The 20,982-nt window shown below is 64.3% G+C and carries 20 protein-coding genes; 8 read left to right on the top strand and 12 right to left on the bottom strand.

Annotated features, from left to right (window positions below):
• Positions 1 to 169 precede the first annotated feature (169 nt).
• A complete protein-coding gene (locus ACYX4S_RS17910) occupies positions 170 to 679 on the bottom strand; it encodes an invasion associated locus B family protein (protein WP_293717398.1) in 510 nt (169 codons plus the stop codon).
• A gap of 343 nt (positions 680 to 1,022) precedes the next feature.
• Here ACYX4S_RS17910 and ACYX4S_RS17905 point away from each other — a divergent pair, with 343 nt between their 5' ends.
• Positions 1,023 to 1,595, top strand: coding sequence for a sigma-70 family RNA polymerase sigma factor (locus ACYX4S_RS17905; RefSeq protein WP_476361179.1), 573 nt, complete (start codon positions 1,023 to 1,025; stop codon positions 1,593 to 1,595).
• Positions 1,596 to 1,661: 66 nt separating this feature from the next.
• Here the strand turns inward: ACYX4S_RS17905 and ACYX4S_RS17900 are convergent, their stop codons facing one another.
• The 5 genes from ACYX4S_RS17900 to mnmE form a co-directional block, all read right to left on the bottom strand.
• On the bottom strand, positions 1,662 to 2,552 hold the full coding sequence (locus ACYX4S_RS17900; protein WP_293717400.1) for a ParB/RepB/Spo0J family partition protein: 891 nt from the start codon (positions 2,550 to 2,552) through the stop codon (positions 1,662 to 1,664).
• Positions 2,553 to 2,670: 118 nt separating this feature from the next.
• Positions 2,671 to 3,498: a ParA family protein gene (locus ACYX4S_RS17895; RefSeq protein ID WP_293717401.1), complete on the bottom strand. Its 828-nt coding sequence runs from the start codon at positions 3,496 to 3,498 to the stop codon at positions 2,671 to 2,673.
• Between the two features lie 6 nt (positions 3,499 to 3,504).
• The gene (locus tag ACYX4S_RS17890) at positions 3,505 to 4,194 is read right to left on the bottom strand and encodes a 16S rRNA (guanine(527)-N(7))-methyltransferase RsmG (RefSeq protein ID WP_476361178.1); all 690 of its coding nucleotides are present in this window, start codon (positions 4,192 to 4,194) and stop codon (positions 3,505 to 3,507) included.
• Positions 4,191 to 6,128: a tRNA uridine-5-carboxymethylaminomethyl(34) synthesis enzyme MnmG gene (gene mnmG, locus ACYX4S_RS17885; RefSeq protein ID WP_476361177.1), complete on the bottom strand. Its 1,938-nt coding sequence runs from the start codon at positions 6,126 to 6,128 to the stop codon at positions 4,191 to 4,193. The genes ACYX4S_RS17890 and mnmG overlap by 4 nt, the downstream gene beginning before the upstream one ends.
• 246 nt (positions 6,129 to 6,374) lie before the next feature.
• Positions 6,375 to 7,709: a tRNA uridine-5-carboxymethylaminomethyl(34) synthesis GTPase MnmE gene (gene mnmE / locus ACYX4S_RS17880; protein WP_476361176.1), complete on the bottom strand. Its 1,335-nt coding sequence runs from the start codon at positions 7,707 to 7,709 to the stop codon at positions 6,375 to 6,377.
• Between the two features lie 120 nt (positions 7,710 to 7,829).
• Between mnmE and ACYX4S_RS17875 the strand changes: the two genes are divergently transcribed.
• Complete coding sequence (locus ACYX4S_RS17875) at positions 7,830 to 9,887, top strand: thioredoxin domain-containing protein (RefSeq protein ID WP_476361175.1); 2,058 nt, start codon at positions 7,830 to 7,832, stop codon at positions 9,885 to 9,887.
• 5 nt (positions 9,888 to 9,892) lie between these two features.
• Here the strand turns inward: ACYX4S_RS17875 and ACYX4S_RS17870 are convergent, their stop codons facing one another.
• From ACYX4S_RS17870 to hemE, 4 genes are all read right to left on the bottom strand, one after another.
• Positions 9,893 to 10,438, bottom strand: a complete 546-nt coding sequence (locus tag ACYX4S_RS17870) for a GNAT family N-acetyltransferase (RefSeq protein WP_476361174.1) — start codon at positions 10,436 to 10,438, stop codon at positions 9,893 to 9,895.
• 218 nt (positions 10,439 to 10,656) lie between these two features.
• Entirely contained in the window at positions 10,657 to 11,925 is a 1,269-nt protein-coding gene (rho, locus tag ACYX4S_RS17865) for a transcription termination factor Rho (protein WP_293717407.1), read from the bottom strand.
• A gap of 315 nt (positions 11,926 to 12,240) precedes the next feature.
• Positions 12,241 to 12,666: a protoporphyrinogen oxidase HemJ gene (hemJ, locus tag ACYX4S_RS17860; protein ID WP_476361173.1), complete on the bottom strand. Its 426-nt coding sequence runs from the start codon at positions 12,664 to 12,666 to the stop codon at positions 12,241 to 12,243.
• 4 nt (positions 12,667 to 12,670) lie between these two features.
• Entirely contained in the window at positions 12,671 to 13,717 is a 1,047-nt protein-coding gene (hemE, locus tag ACYX4S_RS17855; RefSeq protein ID WP_476361172.1) for a uroporphyrinogen decarboxylase, read from the bottom strand.
• A gap of 430 nt (positions 13,718 to 14,147) precedes the next feature.
• On the opposite strand from hemE, the gene ACYX4S_RS17850 reads away from it, so the two are divergent.
• The 5 genes from ACYX4S_RS17850 (at position 14,148) to dnaQ (ending at position 17,971) form a co-directional block, all read left to right on the top strand.
• Positions 14,148 to 14,999 (top strand): pyruvate, water dikinase regulatory protein, encoded by an 852-nt coding sequence (locus ACYX4S_RS17850; RefSeq protein WP_476361171.1) that lies wholly within the window; start codon positions 14,148 to 14,150, stop codon positions 14,997 to 14,999.
• 80 nt (positions 15,000 to 15,079) lie between these two features.
• The gene (locus ACYX4S_RS17845) at positions 15,080 to 15,676 is read left to right on the top strand and encodes a Maf-like protein (protein WP_476361170.1); all 597 of its coding nucleotides are present in this window, start codon (positions 15,080 to 15,082) and stop codon (positions 15,674 to 15,676) included.
• Entirely contained in the window at positions 15,673 to 16,512 is an 840-nt protein-coding gene (locus ACYX4S_RS17840) for a shikimate dehydrogenase (protein ID WP_476361169.1), read from the top strand. Before ACYX4S_RS17845 ends, ACYX4S_RS17840 begins: the two co-directional genes overlap by 4 nt.
• A complete protein-coding gene (coaE, locus tag ACYX4S_RS17835; protein ID WP_476361168.1) occupies positions 16,509 to 17,096 on the top strand; it encodes a dephospho-CoA kinase in 588 nt (195 codons plus the stop codon). The genes ACYX4S_RS17840 and coaE overlap by 4 nt, the downstream gene beginning before the upstream one ends.
• A 146-nt stretch (positions 17,097 to 17,242) precedes the next feature.
• A complete protein-coding gene (gene dnaQ, locus ACYX4S_RS17830; protein WP_476361167.1) occupies positions 17,243 to 17,971 on the top strand; it encodes a DNA polymerase III subunit epsilon in 729 nt (242 codons plus the stop codon).
• A 131-nt stretch (positions 17,972 to 18,102) separates the two neighbouring features.
• Here the strand turns inward: dnaQ and ACYX4S_RS17825 are convergent, their stop codons facing one another.
• On the bottom strand, positions 18,103 to 19,089 hold the full coding sequence (locus tag ACYX4S_RS17825) for a 2-hydroxyacid dehydrogenase (protein ID WP_476361166.1): 987 nt from the start codon (positions 19,087 to 19,089) through the stop codon (positions 18,103 to 18,105).
• Positions 19,090 to 19,464: 375 nt separating this feature from the next.
• On the opposite strand from ACYX4S_RS17825, the gene ACYX4S_RS17820 reads away from it, so the two are divergent.
• Positions 19,465 to 20,037, top strand: a complete 573-nt coding sequence (locus ACYX4S_RS17820) for an SH3 domain-containing protein (RefSeq protein WP_293717415.1) — start codon at positions 19,465 to 19,467, stop codon at positions 20,035 to 20,037.
• A gap of 110 nt (positions 20,038 to 20,147) precedes the next feature.
• Here ACYX4S_RS17820 and fabI read toward each other — a convergent pair whose 3' ends face one another.
• Positions 20,148 to 20,975, bottom strand: a complete 828-nt coding sequence (gene fabI / locus ACYX4S_RS17815) for an enoyl-ACP reductase FabI (protein ID WP_293717416.1) — start codon at positions 20,973 to 20,975, stop codon at positions 20,148 to 20,150.
• Positions 20,976 to 20,982: the final 7 nt, after the last annotated feature.

The raw sequence follows: 20,982 nt of genomic DNA, 5'->3' as shown, positions 1-20,982 counted from the left end.
CACCAAAAGGCGGCGCGCATGCGCCGCCTGTCTCTCGGCATCAGCTTATAGCCGATCCGGAAGCGTTTGTGAGCCCCCCGCGCGGCGGGAAACGACAGCCCTCGTCAGTCGAAAGTCCATGCGCGCCCCGAACCGGGCCCCGAGGCCCGGCCAGACCACACGCTTGACCTTACTGACAGGCCTTGTCGGCCGCGGTGATGGCCGCTGTCACACCGGACAGCGAGAACGTGTAGGAGGTCTGCGTGCCGCGCGAGGACACGCCGTTCACCGTCATGGACCGCCCGGCCTTCATGGCCGAAACGAGCTGACGCTCCTCGGTCGGGTTCGCCATCCATGCACCGTCGTTCTTGGTGAACATGGTGAAGCCCTTGCCGTCGACGTCGACGGAAACCGAAGACTGTTCCTTGAAGGAATAGCCGACGATCACGCTGGGCTCATTGTTCACATTCTCGCCCGGCCGGTTGGAGACGAAGAAGAAGACGTCGCCATGGTTCCGGTCGGACGGCGCGAGCTTGGTCGGCTTCGACAGGGCGTAACACACCTTGCCCTTGGCGCCGCCGTACGAATACGTCTGCCAATCGTTGTTCTCGCCGATGAGAGTCGGCGTCTGAGCCTGCGCCGACGCGCCCGTGAGGACGACTGCCACAAAGGCCGGGATGAGCGTTCGTGCCTGCATCATTTCCTAAACCGCTACTGCTGACATTCGGATTTGGATCGAATTCGATGCGCTTTCGTCACCTTGCCTTAAGGTTACTGCATCGCAAGTTACGAAAGGGTTGATGAGCGGCAACGAGTCGAAATCGATGCGATGCCGTCAGGAACCCGGGAGGATGATCCATGTGTGCAGGCACGCTGCCGTCAGAAATCTGGCGAGAGTGTGACACCCCCGCCATCGGGCGGGCGGCGCGGTTTCAGGGGCTCGCGAAAGCCGCGTCAGCCTGCTAGACAAGGGGCATTGGTCATTGCTGGACGGGTTCGACAAACGGGATGCCAGACCCGTGTGGCGATCGTGGTGAGGTCACGTGGCGGGTGCTTCCTCGGAACATTTCTCGAACCTCGTCCGGAAGGTCGCGGAAACACGCGACCGTTCCGCTTTCGCCGAGCTTTTCGACCATTTCGCCCCCCGCCTGAAGGCCTATCTGGTACGTCTCGGCTCGGATCCCGCCCAGGCCGAGGAACTGGCCCAGGAGGTCATGATCACCCTGTGGCGCAAGGCGGCGCTCTTCGATGCAAGCCGCGCCTCCGTCGCAACCTGGCTCTTTCGGATCGCCCGCAATCGCCGCATCGATTCCCTGCGCCGCGACAAGTCCGGCGCCCTCGATCCGGAAGATCCCTCGCTTCGCCCCGCCGCAGCCGAGCATCCCGACGAGGGCATGGATGCGCGCACCCGCGAGGATCGGGTGCGCCTGGCCATCGAGAGCCTGCGCGAGGATCAGGCCGACCTGATCCGCCGCGCCTTCTTTTCAGGACTTTCCCACAGCCAGATCGCGGAGGAGACCGGCGTGCCGCTTGGCACCGTCAAGTCGCGCATCCGCCTCGCCTTTTCAAGGCTCAGACGCGCGCTTGAAGAAGACGCCGCTGTCGACCTCGACTGATCGACGGGAGCACACCGGCGCGACCGATTGCCGCGCCCCGCTCCCGTCCAGGCTTCGGGACAGGGTTTAGCCGGAAACGCCCAGCAGGCGGCAGATCTCGTCGAGCTGTTCCACCGAGGCGTATTTGATCTTGAGTTCGCCCGTGCCCTTCTCGGGCTTGTGGGCGATGGCGATCTTCAGCCCCAGACTGTCGGCAAGCCGCTTTTCCAGCGCCCGCGTGTCCGCATCCTTCTCCGGCTTGGGCGCCTTCTGCTTGGCGGAAAAGGCGTTCGGATCCTGCGCGAGCTTTTCGGCCTCGCGCACGTTGAGGCCCTTTTCCACGATCAGCTCGGCAAGCGCGGCGGGATCGTCGGCGGTGATGAGCGCGCGCGCGTGGCCCGCGGTCAGCAGCCCTTCGGCGAGATAATCCTTCACCGAGTTCGGCAGCTTCAGAAGCCGCAGGGTGTTGGCCACATGGCTGCGGCTCTTGCCGATCACCTTCGCCAGTTCGCTCTGGGAGTAGGAGAACTCCTGCACGAGCTGGTCGTAGCCAAGCCCTTCCTCGATGGGATTGAGATCCGCGCGCTGAACGTTCTCGATGATCGCCAGCTCGAGCGCTTCCTGGTCCGTGACCTCGCGCACGACCACCGGCACCATGTGCAGGCCCGCGCGCTGCGCCGCCCGCCAGCGCCGTTCGCCGGCAATGATCTCATAGGCATTGTCGCGGCTGGGCACGGGCCGCACGAGAAGCGGCTGCACGACCCCCTTCTCGCGGATCGAACTCGTCAGGTCGTCCAGATCGGTTTCCGAGAAGCTCTTGCGCGGGTTGCGGGGGTTCGCGGTCAGGAACTCGATCGGAACCTTGCGCGTGTCGCGCGGCGGGCGCGGGTCGGACGGCGGCTCCGTGCCGACTTCACCGATCAGCGCCGCAAGACCCCGACCGAGCCGCTTCTTCTTGCCACCCTCTTCATCTGCCATCTGACCGTCACTCGCTTCCCAAAGGCCGGACGCGGAGAGCTTCCTCCGCATGTCCGGCATGACTCGTTACTTTGGCCGTTGCGCAGCCGAATCGATCAGCCACGCCTTCCCTGCTGCCTCAGGCCGCGACGCCACGCAGGTTGCGTTCGCGCTGGATGATCTCCGAGGCAAGGCGCAGGTAGGCCTGGCTGCCGGAACACTTGAGATCGTAAAGCAACGCGGGCTTTCCGTAGGACGGCGCCTCCGAGACACGCACGTTGCGCGGAATGACCGTCTCGTAGACCGCATCGCCCATCGTCTCGCGCACATCGGCCACGACCTGCGCGGAGAGATTGTTTCGGCTGTCGAACATGGTCAGCACGATACCATGGATGGACAGCTCCGGATTGAGCGCCGCCTTCACCTGCTCGACCGTCGAAAGAAGCTGGCTCAGACCTTCCAGGGCGAAGAACTCGCACTGCAGGGGGACCAGGATCGAATGGGACGCCGACAGCGCGTTGATCGTGAGAAGGTTCAGCGAGGGCGGACAGTCGATCAGCACATAGGTGAAATCGGGCATTCCCTCGGAACGCCCCTGCTCCGCCAGATCCGAGATCGCCCTGCGCATGCGGTGCGCACGGTCGGAGCTCTGTGCGATCTCCAGCTCGACGCCGAGCAGATCCATGGTGGACGGCGCGACCCAGAGGCGCGGCACGTCGGTGTCCCGGATCGTTTCGGAAAGAGAACAGTCGCCGGTCAACACGTCATATGTCGACAGGTCGCGATCACGGCGGTCGATGCCAAGCCCCGTCGAGGCGTTACCCTGCGGATCGAGATCGATCACGAGGACGCGCTCGCCGATGGCGGCCAGCGCCGTGCCGAGATTGATGGCGGTCGTGGTCTTGCCGACCCCGCCCTTCTGATTGGCCAGCGCCAGAACGCGCGGGGACTGCGGGAGATTTCTCATCCGGATCTAGCCTTTCCCTGCCACGCGACGGGGCCGGATCCGCCCGAGAACGAGGATCCGGCTGTCGGGATCGATGAGACTTTCCTTTTCTACCAGATCGAAATCCCATTGGTGAGACGCTTGCGCGACCTCGTCGCGGAAATTTCTTCCCTTGTGGAAAATGCACAAGGCTCCGGTGGCGGAAAACGGCGCCGCATAGGCGCAAAGTTGCTTCAGATCGGCAAGGGCCCGTGCCGAGACCGCCGTCACGGGCCCGTCGTCTCCAGGCGTATCCAGAAGCCGGGCCGTCACCGTCTCGATGCGCTCGGCATGAACGGTGGCGGGACATCCGGTCTCGCGGATCACGGTGCGCAGAAAGGCCGCCTTGCGCTGGTTGCTCTCGACCAGGTGCACATGTCCCCCGCCCCGCTCCATGAGCCGGATTGCCGTCACGAGGCCGGGAAAGCCCGCGCCGCTGCCGAAATCGGCCCACACCCGCGCATCCGGCGCGCAGTCCGAAACCTGGAAGCTGTCGGCCACATGACGTCGCCAGACCTCGCCGAGAGTGGACGGCGCGACCAGGTTCTGGGCCGACTGCCAGCGCAAAAGCAAATTTACATAGATCGTCAAGCGATCGAGTGTTTCACGTGAAACGGACCACATAGCGTGAAGCACTTCGGGTCCGTCTGTGACGGGCAGGACGGCGGGACGGCTCATGCGGCGCTCTCCTTGTCGCGTGCATGTGCGGCGTCCCCGCTCTTACGCACATGCGAGAGCAGCAGGGTCAGGGCCGCCGGCGTCACGCCGTCGATGCGGCCGGCCTGCCCGAGCGTCTCCGGGCGAACGCGCTCGAGCTTCTGGCGCGCCTCGTTGGACAGTCCCCGGATCGCCGCATAGTCCAGATCGCGCGGGATCGCGAGGGCTTCATCCTTGCGCAAGGCCGAAATATCCGCGCTCTGCCGCTTGAGATAGACCGCATAAAGGGCGTCGATTGCAACCTGGCCCGCATGCGCGGGACCGAGCGCCCCGATCTCCAGGGGCCACAGGCGGGCAAGCGCCGCCAGATCGATATCGGGGTAGGACAGCAGGTCATAGGCGGACCGGCGAACACCGTCCTGATTGATCTGAAGCCCTGCCCGGCGCCCTTCCTCCGGCGTGGCGGTGAGACCCTTCAAAACGCCCTCAATGTGCGTCAGCGCCTCTGCCTTGTCCGCAAAGTGCTGCGCCCGCACACTGCCGACGCAGCCGGCTTCCAGCCCGCGCCGTGTCAGTCTCTGGTCCGCATTGTCCGCCCTCAGGGACAGCCGGTACTCGGCGCGCGAGGTAAACATGCGATAGGGCTCAGAAACCCCGCATGTCACCAGATCATCGATCATGACACCGAGATACGCCTCGTCACGGCCGAAGACCACCGGGGAGGACCCGCCCGCCTTTCGTGCCGCGTTGAGCCCCGCGACCAGTCCCTGCCCGGCGGCTTCCTCGTAACCGGTGGTGCCATTGATCTGTCCGGCGAGATAGAGACCCTCGACCCGGCGTGTCTCGAGCGTTCGGTTCAGCTCCCGGGGGTCGATGTGATCATATTCGATGGCATAGCCGATACGCTTCACCTCGACCTTTTCCAGGCCCGGGATGGTCCTCAGGAACGCAAGCTGAACATCCTCGGGCAGCGAGGTGGAAATCCCGTTCGGATAGACCGTGTCGTCGTCGAGACCTTCCGGCTCAAGGAAGATCTGGTGCCCGTCGCGGTCGCCGAAGCGCACCACCTTGTCCTCGATCGAAGGACAGTAGCGCGGCCCCTGACCGCTGATATGGCCCGCATACATGGCCGACCGATGCAGGTTCTCCCGAATGATCTCGTGGGTGCGATCGGTGGTGCGGGTGATCGCGCAGGCGATCTGCGGTGCCGTGATGGCTGAGGTCAGCGTCGAAAATGGTTCCGGATCCGAATCGCCCGGCTGCTGCTGAAGCGCGGCCCAGTCGATGGTGCGGCCATCGAGCCGCGCCGGCGTTCCGGTCTTGAGGCGTCCCAGGTCGAAACCATGGGCAAGCAGGGATTCCGCAAGCCGCACCGCCGGCGCCTCGTCGGCCCGGCCGGCCGGAATGCGTCGGTCACCGATATGGATGACACCGCGCAGGAAGGTCCCCGTGGTCAGGACAACGGCTCTCGCCGACAGCCGTTGCCCGTCGGCGAGCATCACGCCGCTCACAGCGCCCTTGTCCGCGAGAAGCTCGGCGGCCTCCCCTTCGATGACCTCAAGCCCCTCGGTCTCCCGGATCGCCTGTTGCATGGCGGCGCGATAGAGCTTGCGGTCGGCCTGCGCGCGCGGACCGCGCACCGCCGGCCCCTTGCGCCGGTTGAGAAGCCTGAACTGAATGCCGGCTGCATCCGCGACCCGACCCATCAGTCCGTCAAGCGCATCCACCTCGCGAACGAGGTGCCCCTTGCCAAGCCCGCCGATGGCCGGATTGCAGGACATGAGACCGATGGTGTCGAAACGATGCGTGACCAGAGCGGTACGTGCGCCCGTGCGCGCCGCCGCCGCTGCCGCCTCGCAGCCGGCGTGCCCGCCACCGATCACCACAACGTCAAAACCGACATCCTGCGACCGCGACCCGCGCGGCGCGGACGGCTCCGCTTCCGTCCCGACCATTTTCATCCTGTCTGGTTCATCCGGGCGGCCCGCCAAAACCGGGCGCTATCCGCCATCCGTTCCGGTTTCCATACACCAATTGACGCGCGAAGACGAAGCCTATCCTGACCGTAACGGATCCGAGTCGCACGCCGGAAGCCGTGCCAAAGCCCCGAAATCCGGCAATATCGACCATCATTTCGGAGGAGTCTTCATAACGGGAAGGAATCGATCCCGGATTCCTGCTGTTTCACGTGAAACGCTCGTTTACTTTCCGATACAAAACTCGCCGAAAATAACGTCGAGCAAATCCTCGACGTCCGTACGTCCCGCGATCCGTCCGAGCGAATCCGAGGCACGCCTCAGATCTTCCGCCCTGAGCTCCAGCGGACGCGCCTCGTGTCGTGCGTCATCGATGGCGGCCAGCGCCGCCGCCAGATGAACCCGGTGGCGTTCCCGGCTCGCGACAAGATCTCCAACACCCGATGCCGCATCGCGGGCGAACCGGGCAAGATCCGCGACAAGGGCATTCAGGCCCTCGCCGGTGGTCACCGAAACACGGTGCCGGGACGGACGCTCATTGTTCTCCGTCCCCTCGGATCCGAGATCGACCTTCGACAGGACGCGCCAGATCTCGCGGGCAGCCTCCGCTTCCGGGGGAGCCGATGCGGCATCCTGGTCATCGTCCGCCGCCGTCAGCCACAACGCGAGATCGGCGCGCGCCGCCCGTTCAAGGGCACGGCGGATGCCCTCCCGCTCGACCACGCCTTCGGTTTCGCGAAGACCCGCCGTGTCGACAAGGGTGAGCGGCACGCCTTCGAGATCCAGATGCACCTCGATCACGTCTCGCGTGGTGCCGGCTTCCTCGGCGACGATGGCCACATCCCGTCGGGCGAGCGCATTCAGAAGGCTGGACTTGCCTGCGTTGGGCTTGCCAAGCAGAACCACCTGCAGACCTTCCCGCAGCCGCTCCGCCCCACGGGAACGATCGAGATGCCGCTCGATCTCACCCGCAAGCCTCTCCACCTCGGCCCACATGCCCTCGGACACATCGTCCGGCACATCGTCTTCATCGGCGAAGTCGAATGCCGCCTCGATCATCGCACGCGCCCTCGTCAGACGCGCCCGCCAGTCATCGTAGAGATCCCCCAGCGCACCGCCCGCCTGCGACATGGCAAGCCTTCGCTGCGCTTCCGTCTCTGCCGCGATCAGGTCCGCGAGCCCTTCCACTTCGAGAAGGTCGAGACGATCGTTGTCGAACGCCCGCCTTGTGAACTCCCCCGCCTCCGCCGGCCGTACGCCATCGAATGTCGACAGCGTTTCCAGCACGGCGGCAACGACGGCGCGTCCACCATGGCAATGCAGTTCGGCAACATCTTCGCCGGTAAAGCTCGCCGGCGCGGGAAACCAGAGCACCAGGGCCACATCGAGCAGGTCTCCCCCGCCGGGAGCACGAAGCCTGCACAGGGCCGCCTTGCGCGGCGCCGGACAGCGACCCGCAATCGTTTCGAGAACGAATCCAGTCGCGGGCCCGGAAATCCGGATGACCGCGACACCCGCCGGCACCGGCCCGCTCGACAGGGCATAGATCGTATCGCTCATGTCCCGGTCCCCTGATCCTGAAGCATCGCCCCCCCGTTTCGCGAAAGCCCTGGCTTCGCGAACGCGCGAACCTATGTTTTCCTGAAAGACATTCCTCGCGCCCTCATAGCCGGATGCCCCATGACCGACAACCGTCTCGCCAACGCCACCAGTCCGTATCTGCTCCAGCACAAGGACAACCCGGTCGCCTGGCGGGCCTGGGGCACCGAGGCGCTGGAGGAAGCGCGCGCCAGCGACAAGCCGATCCTTCTCTCCGTCGGATATGCCGCCTGTCACTGGTGCCACGTCATGGCGCATGAAAGCTTCGAGGACGAGGGCGTCGCCGCCGTCATGAACGAGCTGTTCGTGAACATCAAGGTCGATCGGGAGGAACGTCCCGACATCGACCAGATCTACATGAGCGCCCTTCACGCGCTCGGCGAACAGGGCGGCTGGCCGCTGACGATGTTCCTCACGAGCGACGCGGAACCGTTCTGGGGCGGCACCTATTTTCCCAAGGAACCCCGCTGGGGCCGGCCGGGCTTCGTCGACGTGCTCAGGGCCGTTGCCGGGGCCTACAGGTCGGACCGGAGCCGAATCGAGGAAAACCGCCAGGGTCTCATGGCCCATCTGGCGCGTCTTCCCCGCTCCGCTCCACACGACACCCGCGTGTCCGGGGAGATCGTCGGCGCGGCCTCGACCCGTCTGGCAGGCCTTCTCGACCCGGTGCACGGTGGCCTTCGCGGCGCGCCCAAGTTCCCCCAGGCTCCGGTCACGGACCTCCTGTGGCGCGCCTCCCGACGGGGTTCCGTCTCCGCCCAGACCCTGGACCACCTTCTGCTCACCCTTGAAACCATGAGCCAGGGCGGGATCTACGATCACATCGGCGGTGGCCTTTCGCGCTATTCGGTGGACGAGCGCTGGCTCGTCCCCCACTTCGAGAAGATGCTCTACGACAACGCGCAGTATCTGCGTGCGCTGCGCCTTGCGATCCCTCTCGCCCCGGCGCGCGAGGCGGAATTGTTTCGCGAACGACTCGAAGAGACGATCGCCTTTCTTCAGCGCGAGATGGAGCTGGAAGGCGGCGGGTTCGCCGCAAGCCTGGATGCCGACAGCGAGGGCGAGGAAGGACGCTATTACGTCTGGACACCCGACGAGATCGTCTCGGTCATCGGCCCCGACGCAGCCATTCACTTCAATCAGGTCTATGACATCACCACGGGCGGCAACTTCGAGGGGCGCAACATTCCCAACAGGCTTTCGGCGGTGGACCACATCGAGGACGCGGTGGAGGAGGAAACCCTGCGCGAATGGCGCGACGACCTCCTCGAGGCACGATCCCAGCGCATCGCGCCCGGCCGCGACGACAAGATGCTTGCCGACTGGAACGGATACCTTGTCACGGCGCTCGCGGAAGCCGCGCTTCTTGTTTCACGTGAATCCTGGCGTGACATCGCCCGTCGCACGTGGGCGGCAATCGAACAGCGCATGGACGGTGAAGACGGTCTTGCCCACGCCTGGCGGGATGGCCGGGCAACACGCCCCGCGTTTGCCAGCGACCACGCCTCGCTGATGCGCGCCGCGCTCGCGCTCGGGGAAACCGCTCCCTCGGACGACGAAGCCGAACGCTGGCTCGGCGTGGCACGTGATCATGCCGACCGGCTGGAGCAGGATTTCGCCCATCCGGACGGCGGCTACCACCTGAGTTCACGACATGCACGCGACGTGATCGTGAGACCCTACACGCCCCTCGACGAAGCCGTGCCGAACCCCAACGGAGTCGCGGCCGAGGCGCTAATTCGCCTATGGCTTCTGACCGGCGATCCCGATTTCAGGGACCGAGCGGAACGGGTCTTCACCGCCTTTGCCGGCGAGATTGCCGCCAACGTCTTCGGCACCGCATCCCTGCTGTCCGCCATCGATACGCGTGACAATGCAGTCCTGGCTCTTGTGATCACGCGCAGCGGCGCCCGCGACCCTGCCTTCGACCAGGCGCTTTATGCGCAGGGCGACCCCGCGATCGTCACATGGACACTTGCCGCGGGGGCGAACCTGCCGGCCACCGATCCGCGTGCCGGCAAGGGCATGATCGGAGGACAGTCCACCCTCTATCTTTGTCGTGAAGGCATATGCAGTGCACCGCTCACCAATACCACCGACATTGCCACGGCGCTCGCGGCTCTTCGCGAAGCCGCCTGATCCCCTCAAGACCTGGCAAGGCGATACAGAACGTGCCGCGACAGGGGGTGGTCCGCATCGATCAGCGGATGATCGAAGTCGTCGGCGGGATTGCGCGTCATGCCCAGTCGCTCCATCACTCGCCGTGATCGATCATTGGCAACGGTGGTGAAAGAGACGATTTCCTGAAGCCCGAGTGTTTCGAAACCGAATCGACACCACGTCCGCGCCGCCTCGCTCGCATATCCCCGCCCCCATGCGGCTTGCGCAAGCCGCCAGCCGGTCTCCACGCAGCCAGGCGCACCGGGAACCTGCCAGGCAGGCCGGCTCAATCCGACAAACCCCAGAAAGCACCCATCCTCCAACCGTTCCACCGGCTGGAAGCAGACGCCGTCGTCTTCCGCACGCACGATTGCCCGGTCGATCAGATCGTTACTCTCTTTACGTGACAGCGGTGCCGGGAAATAGCGCATGACCTCCGGGTCGGCGCACATGATGGCAAAGGGCTCGCGATCGTCGTCGCGCCACGGTCGGACCAAAAGCCGGTCGGTTTCAAGCGTGATCTGCGGCATCTGTCTTTCTCCCTGTCTAGAGGCGCGTATCGGACGCGGATCCCCACGATTTTACGGACCGAACCCGAATCGAACCGGATTCACGTGAAACACGTCGGTGCGGCATACCGCTGCGTTAGTCACCCGAGACAAAAACACCCGCACCGGTCTCCGGTGCGGGTGTTTCACGTGAATCCCGATTGTCCCGCGCAGGCCATTGGCCTTCGCGAGAGTCCTGGTCAGGTGTTCATGCTGTCGAAGAAATCGTCGTTCGACTTGGTCTGGCGCAGCTTGTCGAGCAGGAACTCGATTGCGTCCACCGTCCCCATGGGGTTGAGGATACGCCGCAGCACGAAGGTCTTCTTGAGCTTGACCGGATCGACAAGCAGCTCTTCCTTGCGGGTGCCGGACCTCTGGATATCGATGGCCGGGAACACGCGCTTGTCGGAGATCTTGCGGTCGAGAATGATCTCGGAATTGCCGGTGCCCTTGAATTCCTCGAAGATCACCTCGTCCATGCGGCTGCCGGTATCGATGAGCGCGGTCGCGATGATCGTCAGCGAGCCGCCCTCCTCGATGTTTCGGGCCGCGCCGAAGAAGCGCTTCGGGCGCTGCAGGGCGTTGGCATCGACACCACCGGTCAGCACCTTGCCCGAGGACGGAACCACGGTGTTGTAGGCACGACCCAGGCGCGTGATGGAATCCAGCAGGATGACCACGTCACGGCCGTGCTCGACCAGACGCTTTGCCTTCTCGATCACCATTTCGGCGACCTGCACGTGCCGCACCGCCGGTTCGTCGAACGTCGAGGAAACGACCTCGCCGTTCACCGTGCGCTGCATGTCCGTGACTTCTTCCGGGCGCTCGTCAATCAGCAGGACGATGAGATAGCACTCGGGGTGGTTTTCGGTGATCGACTTCGCGATGTTCTGGAGAAACACCGTCTTACCGGTCCTCGGCGGCGCGGTGATGAGACCGCGCTGACCCTTGCCGAGCGGCGCCACGAGATCGATGACCCGGGCCGAGTAATCCTTGCCGCCTGTCGGCGTTTCGACTTCCATCTTCAGCCGCTCATCGGGATAGAGCGGCGTGAGGTTGTCGAAATGCACCTTGTGACGGGCGTTCTCCGGATCCTCGAAATTGATCTTGTTGACCTTCAGGAGCGCGAAATAACGCTCCCCTTCCTTGGGACTGCGGATCTCGCCTTCGACCGTGTCACCCGTGCGCAGCGAAAAGCGGCGGATCTGGGAGGGCGAGATGTAGATGTCATCCGGACCCGGCAGGTAATTCGCGTCCGGAGACCGCAGGAACCCGAAGCCGTCCTGGAGAACCTCCACGACGCCTTCGCCGATGATGTCGATGTCCTGGGCAGCGAGCTGCTTGAGGATCGCGAACATCAGCTCCTGCTTGCGCATCGTGCTCGCGTTTTCGACCTGGTGCTCTTCGGCAAAGGCAAGAAGCTCGGTCGGGGTCTTGATCTTGAGATCTGAGAGTTTCATTTCCCGCATGGGCAATGGAAGGTCTTCTGTTAGAGGGATGTTTGCGTTGACCGGCCCGGGTGGATCACCAGGCTACGGAATACGGAAGGAAGAAGGGATTGTCTGCGGGGCGGGAACCGGGCCTTTGGTCCGGTCTGGCATCAACTGGCTTCCCAATTTGAAGCCTGACACCATGCCCGCAGTTGCGAGGTTGAGCGAATTTACATTTTTAAGACGGCAAGAGCAAGCGCCAATTGACGCATCCGTCAAAGGTCGTACACGGTTTTCCACGTACAAGCTCTCGAAAACCCTGCGTCACCTGAGATGCGAGACCACGACCTCGCCTCAGAAGGGCTTGAGAACGACCAGAAGCACGATGCCGATCATCAGCACCGTGGGGATCTCATTGACGATCCGGTAGTGCCGATGCCCCTTCGTGTTCGCGTCCGTCGCGAAGGACCTGGTGCATTTCGCCAGGTACCCGTGCACACCGCTCATGACGAGAACGAGCATGAGCTTGGCATGGAACCATCCGTCGGAGAATGCCCCGATCTCGATGGCCAGCCACAGGCCGAACACCCAGCTCGCGATCATGGCCGGCGTCATGATCGCCTTGAGCAGGCGACGTTCCATGACCTTGAAGAGCTCGCTCTGCTCGCTGCCGACGGGCACTTGCGCGTGATAGACGAAAAGGCGCGGCAGATAGAACATGGCTGCCATCCAGGCGATGACGGACATGATGTGAAAGGCCTTCAGCCACAAGTAAAGCATTGCCTCAGCCTTTCGGATCCGGTGTCGCGCGAACCATCTCGATCATCCGCGCAACGTTTTCCGGATCCGCGTCCGGCGTGACGCCATGCCCGAGATTGAACACGAGCGGTCCGTCACCGAGCGTCGCCAGCACATTCGCCACGCCCTCCTTGAGCGCATCGCCGCCCGCAACGAGCCGCATGGGATCGAGATTGCCCTGAACCGGCACGATGTCCTGGATCTCGCGGGCAAGTGACGCGGGCACCGTCCAGTCGAGGCCGATGGCCGTGACGCCGGTGCGGGCGACATAGTCCTTGATCCGTGCCGCGGAGGCTTTCGGAAAGCCGATGATGCAGGCATCGGGTATTTCGGCGCGCACGCCGTCCACGATCGCTTTCGTCGGCGCGATCGACCAGCGCTCGAAGCCGGCATCGTCGAGAACACCTGCCCAGGTGTCGAAAATCTGCACGGCATCGGCACCGGCGCGAAGCTGACGCACCAGATAGCGGATCGAGGCCGTCACAAGCCTGTCGATGAAGGATTGCATCAGGGCCGGATCGCGATAGGCGCCCACCCGCGCGGCGGTCTGATCCTGCGTCGTGTGTCCCGCCACGGAGTAGCATGCGACCGTCCACGGAGCGCCGCAGAAGCCCAGAAGGGTCGTCTCGTGCGGCAGTTCCGCGCGCAGTCTGCGCACGGTTTCGATCACCGGGTCGAGGTGACGTTCCGCCATGTCATCGTCGAGGGCATCGACAAGAGATGCCTTGAGGGGCTCGAGAACCGGACCACGTCCTTCCTCGAAGCGCACGGGATACCCAAGCGCGTCGGGAACGACGAAAATGTCGGAGAACAGGATTGCCGCGTCAAAGCCGAAACGCCGGATCGGCTGCAGCGTGACCTCGACCGCCAGATCGGTGTCGTAGCAGAATTCCAGAAAATTAACCTTACTTAAACGTGTCTGGCGGTACTCAGGAAGGTACCGGCCCGCCTGACGCATCATCCAGACGGGAGGAGGCCAGAGACGCTCTCCAGCGAGTACCCGCATCACGCGACGCTCACTCGTGTCGGTCACGAACAGCCCTCCCAAAAATTAAAAAGAGAATCCTTGAAAAGGATTCTGTTGTTTTTGATTGCCACTGAGTAGCCGGGATTACCGGTTGTCGAAGTTGGTCCACATGACTCATTCGTTTGCGCATTGTCGAGGGCTTTCCCTCAGACGTATTGCCGCACAGCCTTGGACGGTTCTAAATTCGCGTTCCAGGACAGTGCGTTGTGAAAATGTTAACCCTTTGTTAACTTTTAAGGCGGCTTTGCGCTTTCTGGGGACGAGCCAGGAACAACCCGGTTATCCACCTTCATCCGGATGCTTTCGGATCCGTCTCGCGGCACGTTGTGCGGTGTTGATAGATTTTCCGCTTCGGGCATTGTTTTGGGGCGGGTTGCCCGCCGGCCCGGATTTATGAGTCTTTTGAACATCTTCCGTGTGACGAGGGGATAACAGCTTGGGAAAGACCCGTAACTTCTTCCACCTGCATCTGGTTTCGGACTCCACCGGCGAGACGCTGATGACGGTGGCCCGGGCGGCGTCGGCGCAATACGACGACGTGCAATCCATCGAGCATGTCTATCCGCTGGTGCGCAGTTCCCGTCAGCTCGACGACGTGATCGCCGAGATCGAACATGCGCCGGGGATCGTGCTCTATACGCTGGTGGACACGGAGCTAGTAGAACGTCTGGAGCAGGCGGCCCGTCAGCAGGGGGTGCCCTGCGTGAACATTCTCTCGCCGGTGTTCTCCGTCTTTCAGTCCTATCTCAATGTGCGGGTCACCGGCCGTGCCGGCGGCCAGCACCAGCTCGACGCGGAGTATTTCGATCGCATCGAGGCGCTCAATTTCACCATGCTTCATGATGACGGCCAGATCCCGAACGATCTCGACGAGGCCGAGGTCGTGCTCCTGGGCGTGAGCCGTACGTCGAAGACGCCGACCTGCATCTATCTTGCCAATCGCGGCATCAAGGCCGCCAACATCCCCATCGTTCCCGACCTGCCGCTTCCCCCGCAGCTCTTCCGGGTCCGCAAGGCCATGGTCGTGGCGGTGATCGCCTCGGTGGAGCGCATCCAGCAGGTGCGTCAGAACCGCATCCTGTCGCTGAACGCGGGCGGTTTCGGCAACGAGACCTATGTCGACAGGCGCATGATCGCCCGCGAGATTGCGACCACGCGGAAGCTCTGCGCCGAGAACGGCTGGCCGGTGATCGACGTCACCCGCCGTTCCATCGAGGAAACGGCGGCGGAAATCCTCTCGTTCTACCGGGCGCACAAGGCGGCTCTGGTCAAGAGCATTGCGGACTGATACTCCCGCCTGAGGCGGGCGCGTTCCGTCTCCGCCCACATTTCGCCCACGCCTTGTCCACATGTGCCGGGAACCGTTTCATGTCCGAACTCGTCCTTGCCAGCGGAAGCCGCATCCGCGCCGAGCTTCTTGGAAATGCAGGTCTCGCCTTCACCAGGGATCCGTCTTCCATCGACGAGCGTGCGGTCGAGGAACCGCTGCTCAAGGCGGGCGTGTCGCCGGAAGACATCGCCAGGGTGCTTGCGGAGGCAAAGGCATCCGATGTCAGCGCGCGCCGTCCGGGAGATCTGGTGATCGGGGCCGATCAGGTGCTCGAGTTCGAGGGTGAACGGCTGACCAAGCCCGCCGACATGGAAGCGGCGCGCCGCCAGCTTCTCGTCATGTCCGGCAAGCGACACGAGCTGCATTCCGCCGTGACGCTGGCACGTGGTGGCGAGACGCTGTGGACCCATGTGGGCACCGTGCGCCTGACCATGCGCGACTTCGGTCCGGAGTTTGTCGGTCACTACCTGGCGAAGGCCGGCGAGGAGATCCTTTCCAGCGTCGGCGCCTATCAGCTCGAGGGACCGGGCATTCAGCTCTTCGAGCGGATCGAGGGGGACTATTTCACGGTGCTCGGCCTGCCGCTTCTCCCGCTTCTGGCCAAGCTGCGCGAGACGGGAGAGATCGAGGCATGACCAGGCGCGTCGCCATCACCGGCTGTCCCGTTGCCCATTCCCGTTCGCCGGTCATTCACCGGCACTGGCTGGCGCTTCATGGCATCGATGGCACCTATGACCGCGTCGAGGTGAAGCCGGAGGATGCACCCGCCTTTTACCGCGATATCGCGGCCCACGGGCTTTCCGGCTGCAACGTGACCGTGCCCAACAAGGAAGCGGCGGCGGCGGCCTGCGACGAGCTCGACGATGCGGCGCGGGTCATGGGCGCGGTGAACACCATCTCGCTCGATGCGGACGGGCGCGTTCTCGGCTCCAACACGGACGGTCTCGGGTTCCTCGGAAATCTCGATCAGGAGGTGCCGGGCTGGGACGGCGAGGTGCGTCACGCCGTTGTGCTGGGCGCGGGCGGCGCGGCGCGGGCGGTCATCTGGGCGCTCCTGTCCCGGGGTGTGAAGAAGGTAAGTGTCGTCAATCGCACGAAATCCAAGGCCGAAGATCTCTGCGCCCGTTTCGGAGCCGACTCGGTTGCCCGCGACTGGGACGATCTTGGGGAGATCCTGGGGGAAACGGATCTTCTGGTGAACACCACCTCGCTTGGTATGGCTGGACAGCCTGCGCTCGATCTTTCCCTGTCCCGCCTGCCGGAAACCGCCATCGTCAACGACATCGTCTATGTGCCGCTGGAAACGCCGCTTCTGGCGGATGCCAGGGCCAGGGGGCTTCGTGCGGTCGACGGGCTGGGCATGCTGCTGCACCAGGCCGTGCCCGGTTTCGAGCGCTGGTTCGGCGTGCGTCCCAGGGTGACGGACGAGCTTCGTGCCGCCCTGCTCGCGGATCTTGGAGCGGGCTCGTGATCCTTGTCGGTCTCACCGGTTCCATCGGCATGGGAAAGTCGACCACGGCGAAGATGTTCGCCGCGGCGGGTTGTGCCGTCTATGACGCGGACGCCTCCGTTCATGCCCTTTATCGCGCCGAGGCGGTTCCCCTGATCGAGGAGGCCTTTCCCGGAACCACCGCCGAAGGTGCCGTGGACCGCAAGAAGCTTGGCGCGGCCGTGCTTGGCGATGGTGAGGCCATGAAGCGTCTCGAGGCGATCGTGCACCCGCTGGTCAGGGCGCGCGAACAGGCCTTCATCGATCGGGCCCGTGACAGTGACGCGCGCATCGCCGTTCTCGATATTCCGCTGTTGTTCGAAACCGGCGCGCAGGGGCGTGTCGATGCCTGCGTCGTCGTCACCGCGTCTTCTCGGGTCCAGCGCGAGCGCGTCCTGGCGCGGCCGGGCATGGACGAGGCGACCTTCGAGAAGATCCGTGATCGCCAGATGGCGGATGAGGAAAAGCGCAGGCTGGCGCACTTCCTCATCGATACGGGTCATGGACTGGAACATGCCCGCCGGTCCGTGGCGAGCATTCTTCGCGCCCTCGCCGGCCTCGCCTGAGCGGGTAAAGCGGGGAAAACCGGCACCTGAGGGTCACGGCATCCGGGCACTAGCCCGCGCGTGCTTGCCATGCCCTCCCGTGACCCCGACACTGCGCCGCCCGAGGCATTTGAACCCGCCACCACCAGACCCCATGGAGCCTTCCGATGGCCCGCGAGATCGCCTTCGACACCGAGACCACAGGCCTTGATCCGCGAAATGGCGACCGTCTTGTCGAGATCGGCGGCGTCGAACTGATCAACCACGTGCCGACGGGGCGGACTTATCACGTCTACCTGAACCCCGAGCGCGACGTGCCCATCGAGGCGTTCAACGTGCACGGCCTGTCGGAGGAATTCCTGTCCGACAAGCCGAAGTTCGCCGAGGTGGCGCAGGAGTTTCTGGAGTTTGTCGATGACGCGGTGCTGGTGATCCACAACGCCAGCTTCGACATGGGCTTCATCAACATGGAGCTTTCGCGCGTCGGCCTCGGGCCGATCCCGAACGAGCAGGTTCTCGACACGCTTGCCATCGCCCGCAAGAAACACCCGGGCTCACCTGCCTCGCTGGATGCGCTGTGCTCGCGCTACGGCATCGACAACTCGCGGCGCACCAAGCACGGCGCCCTCCTCGACAGCGAGATCCTCGCCGAGGTCTATCTCGAGCTGATCGGCGGAAAGCAGGTCGGCCTCGCCTTCGCGGTCGAGGAGGAAGACGATCCCCTTGAGGCGATGCAGGGCGTGCGTCGCAAGGCCTTGCCGCCACGGCCGGCCCCGCTGCCGCCGCGCATCGACGAGGTGGTTCTGGAGCGTCACCGGGCCTTTGTCGCCGGCATGGGTGAGGCGGCTCTTTGGCAGTCCTACGAGGTCAGCGTCACTGCCGAGGGCGACGACTGAGGCAGGATCGTTCCGCAGCCGAATCCGAGTTCCGATACCTGGGACGAAAACGCCCCGGTCCTTTCCAGGCCGGGGCGTTCATGCATTCGATGATCGGTTTCGCTGCCGAATCGAGGGAAACCGACAGGGTTTCAGAGCATTGACGGCAGGACGCGATCCGGCGGTCGGTGACCGTCCATGAAGGTCTTGATGTTGATGATGACCTTCTCGCCCATGTCCACGCGCCCCTCGACGGTGGCGGATCCCATGTGCGGCAGCAGCACCACCTTGTCGGAGGCGACAAGCTTGGGGTTCACGGCCGGCTCGTGCTCGAAGACGTCCAGTCCGGCGCCGGCCATGTGTCCCTCGTCGAGCTGGCGGATGAGCGCGGCCTCGTCGATGACCTCGCCACGCGCGGTGTTCACCAGATAGGCGTTCGCCTTCATCAGCTTGAGCCGGCGGGCGGAAAGCAGGTGATAGGTCGCCGGCGTGTGCGGGCAGTGGATGGACACGACGTCCATGCGCGCCAGCATCTGGTCGAGGCTGTCCCAGTAGGTGGCCTCGAGCGACTCTTCCACCGTTTCCGGCACCCTGCGCCGGTTGTGATAGTGGATCGACATGCCGAATGCCTTGGCGCGGCGGGCGACCGCCTGGCCGATACGGCCCATGCCGACGATCCCGAGGCGCTTGCCCCAGATCCGGTGGCCGAGCATCCAGGTTGGCGACCAGCCGCCCCAGTCGCCGTTTTCGATGACCTTGATGCCCTCGGCGATGCGGCGGGGCACGCCAAGGATCAGCGCCATGGTCATGTCGGCGGTGTCTTCGGTGAGAACGCCCGGCGTGTTGGTGACCGTGATGCCGCGATTGTTGGCGGTGACGACGTCGATGTTGTCGACGCCATTGCCGAAGTTGGCGATCAGTTTCAGGTTCGGGCCGGCCTGGGAGAGAACGGCGGAGTCGATGCGGTCCGTGACCGTGGGCACCACCACGTCGGCGGTCTTCATCGCCTCGACCAGCTCGGCCTGGCTGAGCGGGCGGTCATTCTCGTTCAGACGGGTCTCGAACAGCTCGCGCATGCGCGTCTCGACCACATCCGGCAGTTTGCGTGTCACGACGACCAGCGGCTTCTTTTTCGACATGCTCCTCGCCTTCCGCACTTCGGCTTGCTTGTGTCAGCCCTTGATGTCTCGCCTGTGGGTATCGGTGCCTTTTGCGAACATCCCCCCCGTCCGCGTTGAGGACCCGTTAACCCTGCCTGATCCAAACTGCGCCGTCTCCAGTCCCGACAACGCTGCGGACCCGTCCTCATTACCAGATGGCCGGGTCAAAACAAGGGATGGGCTGCGATTGTTTCCAACCCTGGCGCCGTCTGCGGCGAATTGCCGAAGCGATTGGCGGGACCACATGAGGGTCCGCCATCAAATCGTGCGATTGTCGCTGTTTGGGTGAACCTGTCGCGGTCGCCTTGCGCCGCCACTGTCTCGAGACCGCTCCAGAAGGAAGGAAGACCAGGAATGTCGCGTCGCCCCGGAGCCAAGGCCACCCGTTTTGCCCGCCGGGTGGCGGTCCTGTCCGCCGCGCTTGCCCTTCTCCTCGCGCTGGCGCCTCTTGCCGGGCCGGGCACGGCGCCGGCTCATGCCCAGGCGACGGTCACCGGCCCCAGCGGTTTTCCCGTTCCCCGTTTCGTGAGCCTGAAGTCCAACCGCATCAATGTGCGTGTCGGACCGAGCCAGGATCACCGTATCGGCTGGACCTTCGTGCGGGCGGGGCTTCCCGTCGAGATCGTACAGGAATATGGCAACTGGCGTCGCATCCGCGACTGGGAAGGCTCGGAGGGCTGGGTGTTGCATTCGCTTCTCACCGGCCAGCGCACGGCGCTGGTGACCCCTTGGGAGAAGGAAGGGACGACGCCCCTGCGCGTCGAGGCGCGCTCGGACGCGCGGGTGACCGCCGAACTGGGACCCAACGTCCTGGCCCGCGTCGAGGAATGCTCCGAGGGCTGGTGCCACGTGTCCGGCAAGGGCTTCGAGGGCTATATCGACCAGACCCGCCTGTTCGGCGTCTACCCGGATGAAACCTTCGACTGATCATGCAGCGCGTGGCGCCGGACCGGTTGCGGCCATGAAAAACCCCCGTCCGGGATCCGGCGGGGGTTTTTTGCGTCATGTCCCCGTGAGGGGAAATGCGGCTGGTCCGCTCAGGCTTCGTCGCCGACGGCGCGGGCCTGTGCTTCCTGGGCCTTCAGGGCCTGCAGGCGCGGCATGGAGACGGTGTTGTAGCCGCTGTCGACGAAGTGGATCTCGCCGGTGACGCCGCTGGACAGCTCCGAAAGCAGATAGAGCGCCGATCCGCCAACCTCGTCGATGGTGACCGTACGGCCCAGCGGCGAGTGCTGCTTCTGGTAGTTGAACATCATCCGGGCATCGGACACGCCGGAACCCGCGAGCGTGCGCACCGGGCCGGCCGAAATCGCGTTCACCCGCACGTTCTGAAGTCCGAAATCCATGGCGAGATAGCGCACGGAGGACTCCAGCGCCGCCTTGGCCACGCCCATCACGTTGTAGTTCGGCATGACGCGGGCGCCGCCGTAGGTGAGTGTCACCATCGAGCCGCCCTCGTTCATGAGGTCCGCGGCGCGCTTGGCGATCTCCGTGAAGGAGAAGCAGGAAATCACCATGGTGCGTATGAAGTTCTCGCGCGTCGTGTCGGCGTAGCGGCCGCGCAGCTCGGACTTGTCCGAGAAGGCGACGGCGTGAACGAGAAAGTCGATCGAGCCCCACTTTTCCTTCAGCGTCGCGAAGACCTGGTCGACCGTGGAGATGTCCTCCACGTCGCAGGGCAGCAGAAGCTCGGCTCCGACACTGTCGGCAAGCGGCTTCACGCGGCGTCCGAAGGCCTCGCCCTGATAGGTGAAGGCAAGCTCGGCACCATGTTCGGCCAGCGTGCGCGCGATCCCCCAGGCGATGGAGTGATCATTCGCGACGCCCATGACGAGGCCGCGTTTGCCTTTCATCAATCCCGACATTCTGGCC

This window comes from Stappia sp. ABD4_338 (genome assembly GCF_056312175.1).
Note: the sequence above shows the minus strand (reverse complement) of the source record. Positions and strands in the feature narration are given on the sequence as shown.

Bases quoted from the DNA above. Each gene is read 5' to 3' on its own strand.
- ACYX4S_RS17910 (WP_293717398.1), bottom strand. From the start codon at position 679: ATGATGCAGGCACGAACGCTCATCCCGGCCTTTGTGGCAGTCGTCCTC.
- ACYX4S_RS17900 (WP_293717400.1), bottom strand. From the start codon at position 2,552: ATGGCAGATGAAGAGGGTGGCAAGAAGAAGCGGCTCGGTCGGGGTCTT.
- ACYX4S_RS17895 (WP_293717401.1), bottom strand. From the start codon at position 3,498: ATGAGAAATCTCCCGCAGTCCCCGCGCGTTCTGGCGCTGGCCAATCAG.
- ACYX4S_RS17890 (WP_476361178.1), bottom strand. From the start codon at position 4,194: ATGAGCCGTCCCGCCGTCCTGCCCGTCACAGACGGACCCGAAGTGCTT.
- mnmG (WP_476361177.1), bottom strand. From the start codon at position 6,128: ATGGTCGGGACGGAAGCGGAGCCGTCCGCGCCGCGCGGGTCGCGGTCG.
- mnmE (WP_476361176.1), bottom strand. From the start codon at position 7,709: ATGAGCGATACGATCTATGCCCTGTCGAGCGGGCCGGTGCCGGCGGGT.
- ACYX4S_RS17875 (WP_476361175.1), top strand. From the start codon at position 7,830: ATGACCGACAACCGTCTCGCCAACGCCACCAGTCCGTATCTGCTCCAG.
- ACYX4S_RS17870 (WP_476361174.1), bottom strand. From the start codon at position 10,438: ATGCCGCAGATCACGCTTGAAACCGACCGGCTTTTGGTCCGACCGTGG.
- rho (WP_293717407.1), bottom strand. From the start codon at position 11,925: ATGCGGGAAATGAAACTCTCAGATCTCAAGATCAAGACCCCGACCGAG.
- hemJ (WP_476361173.1), bottom strand. From the start codon at position 12,666: ATGCTTTACTTGTGGCTGAAGGCCTTTCACATCATGTCCGTCATCGCC.
- ACYX4S_RS17845 (WP_476361170.1), top strand. From the start codon at position 15,080: ATGTCCGAACTCGTCCTTGCCAGCGGAAGCCGCATCCGCGCCGAGCTT.
- ACYX4S_RS17840 (WP_476361169.1), top strand. From the start codon at position 15,673: ATGACCAGGCGCGTCGCCATCACCGGCTGTCCCGTTGCCCATTCCCGT.
- dnaQ (WP_476361167.1), top strand. From the start codon at position 17,243: ATGGCCCGCGAGATCGCCTTCGACACCGAGACCACAGGCCTTGATCCG.
- ACYX4S_RS17825 (WP_476361166.1), bottom strand. From the start codon at position 19,089: ATGTCGAAAAAGAAGCCGCTGGTCGTCGTGACACGCAAACTGCCGGAT.
- ACYX4S_RS17820 (WP_293717415.1), top strand. From the start codon at position 19,465: ATGTCGCGTCGCCCCGGAGCCAAGGCCACCCGTTTTGCCCGCCGGGTG.
- fabI (WP_293717416.1), bottom strand. From the start codon at position 20,975: ATGTCGGGATTGATGAAAGGCAAACGCGGCCTCGTCATGGGCGTCGCG.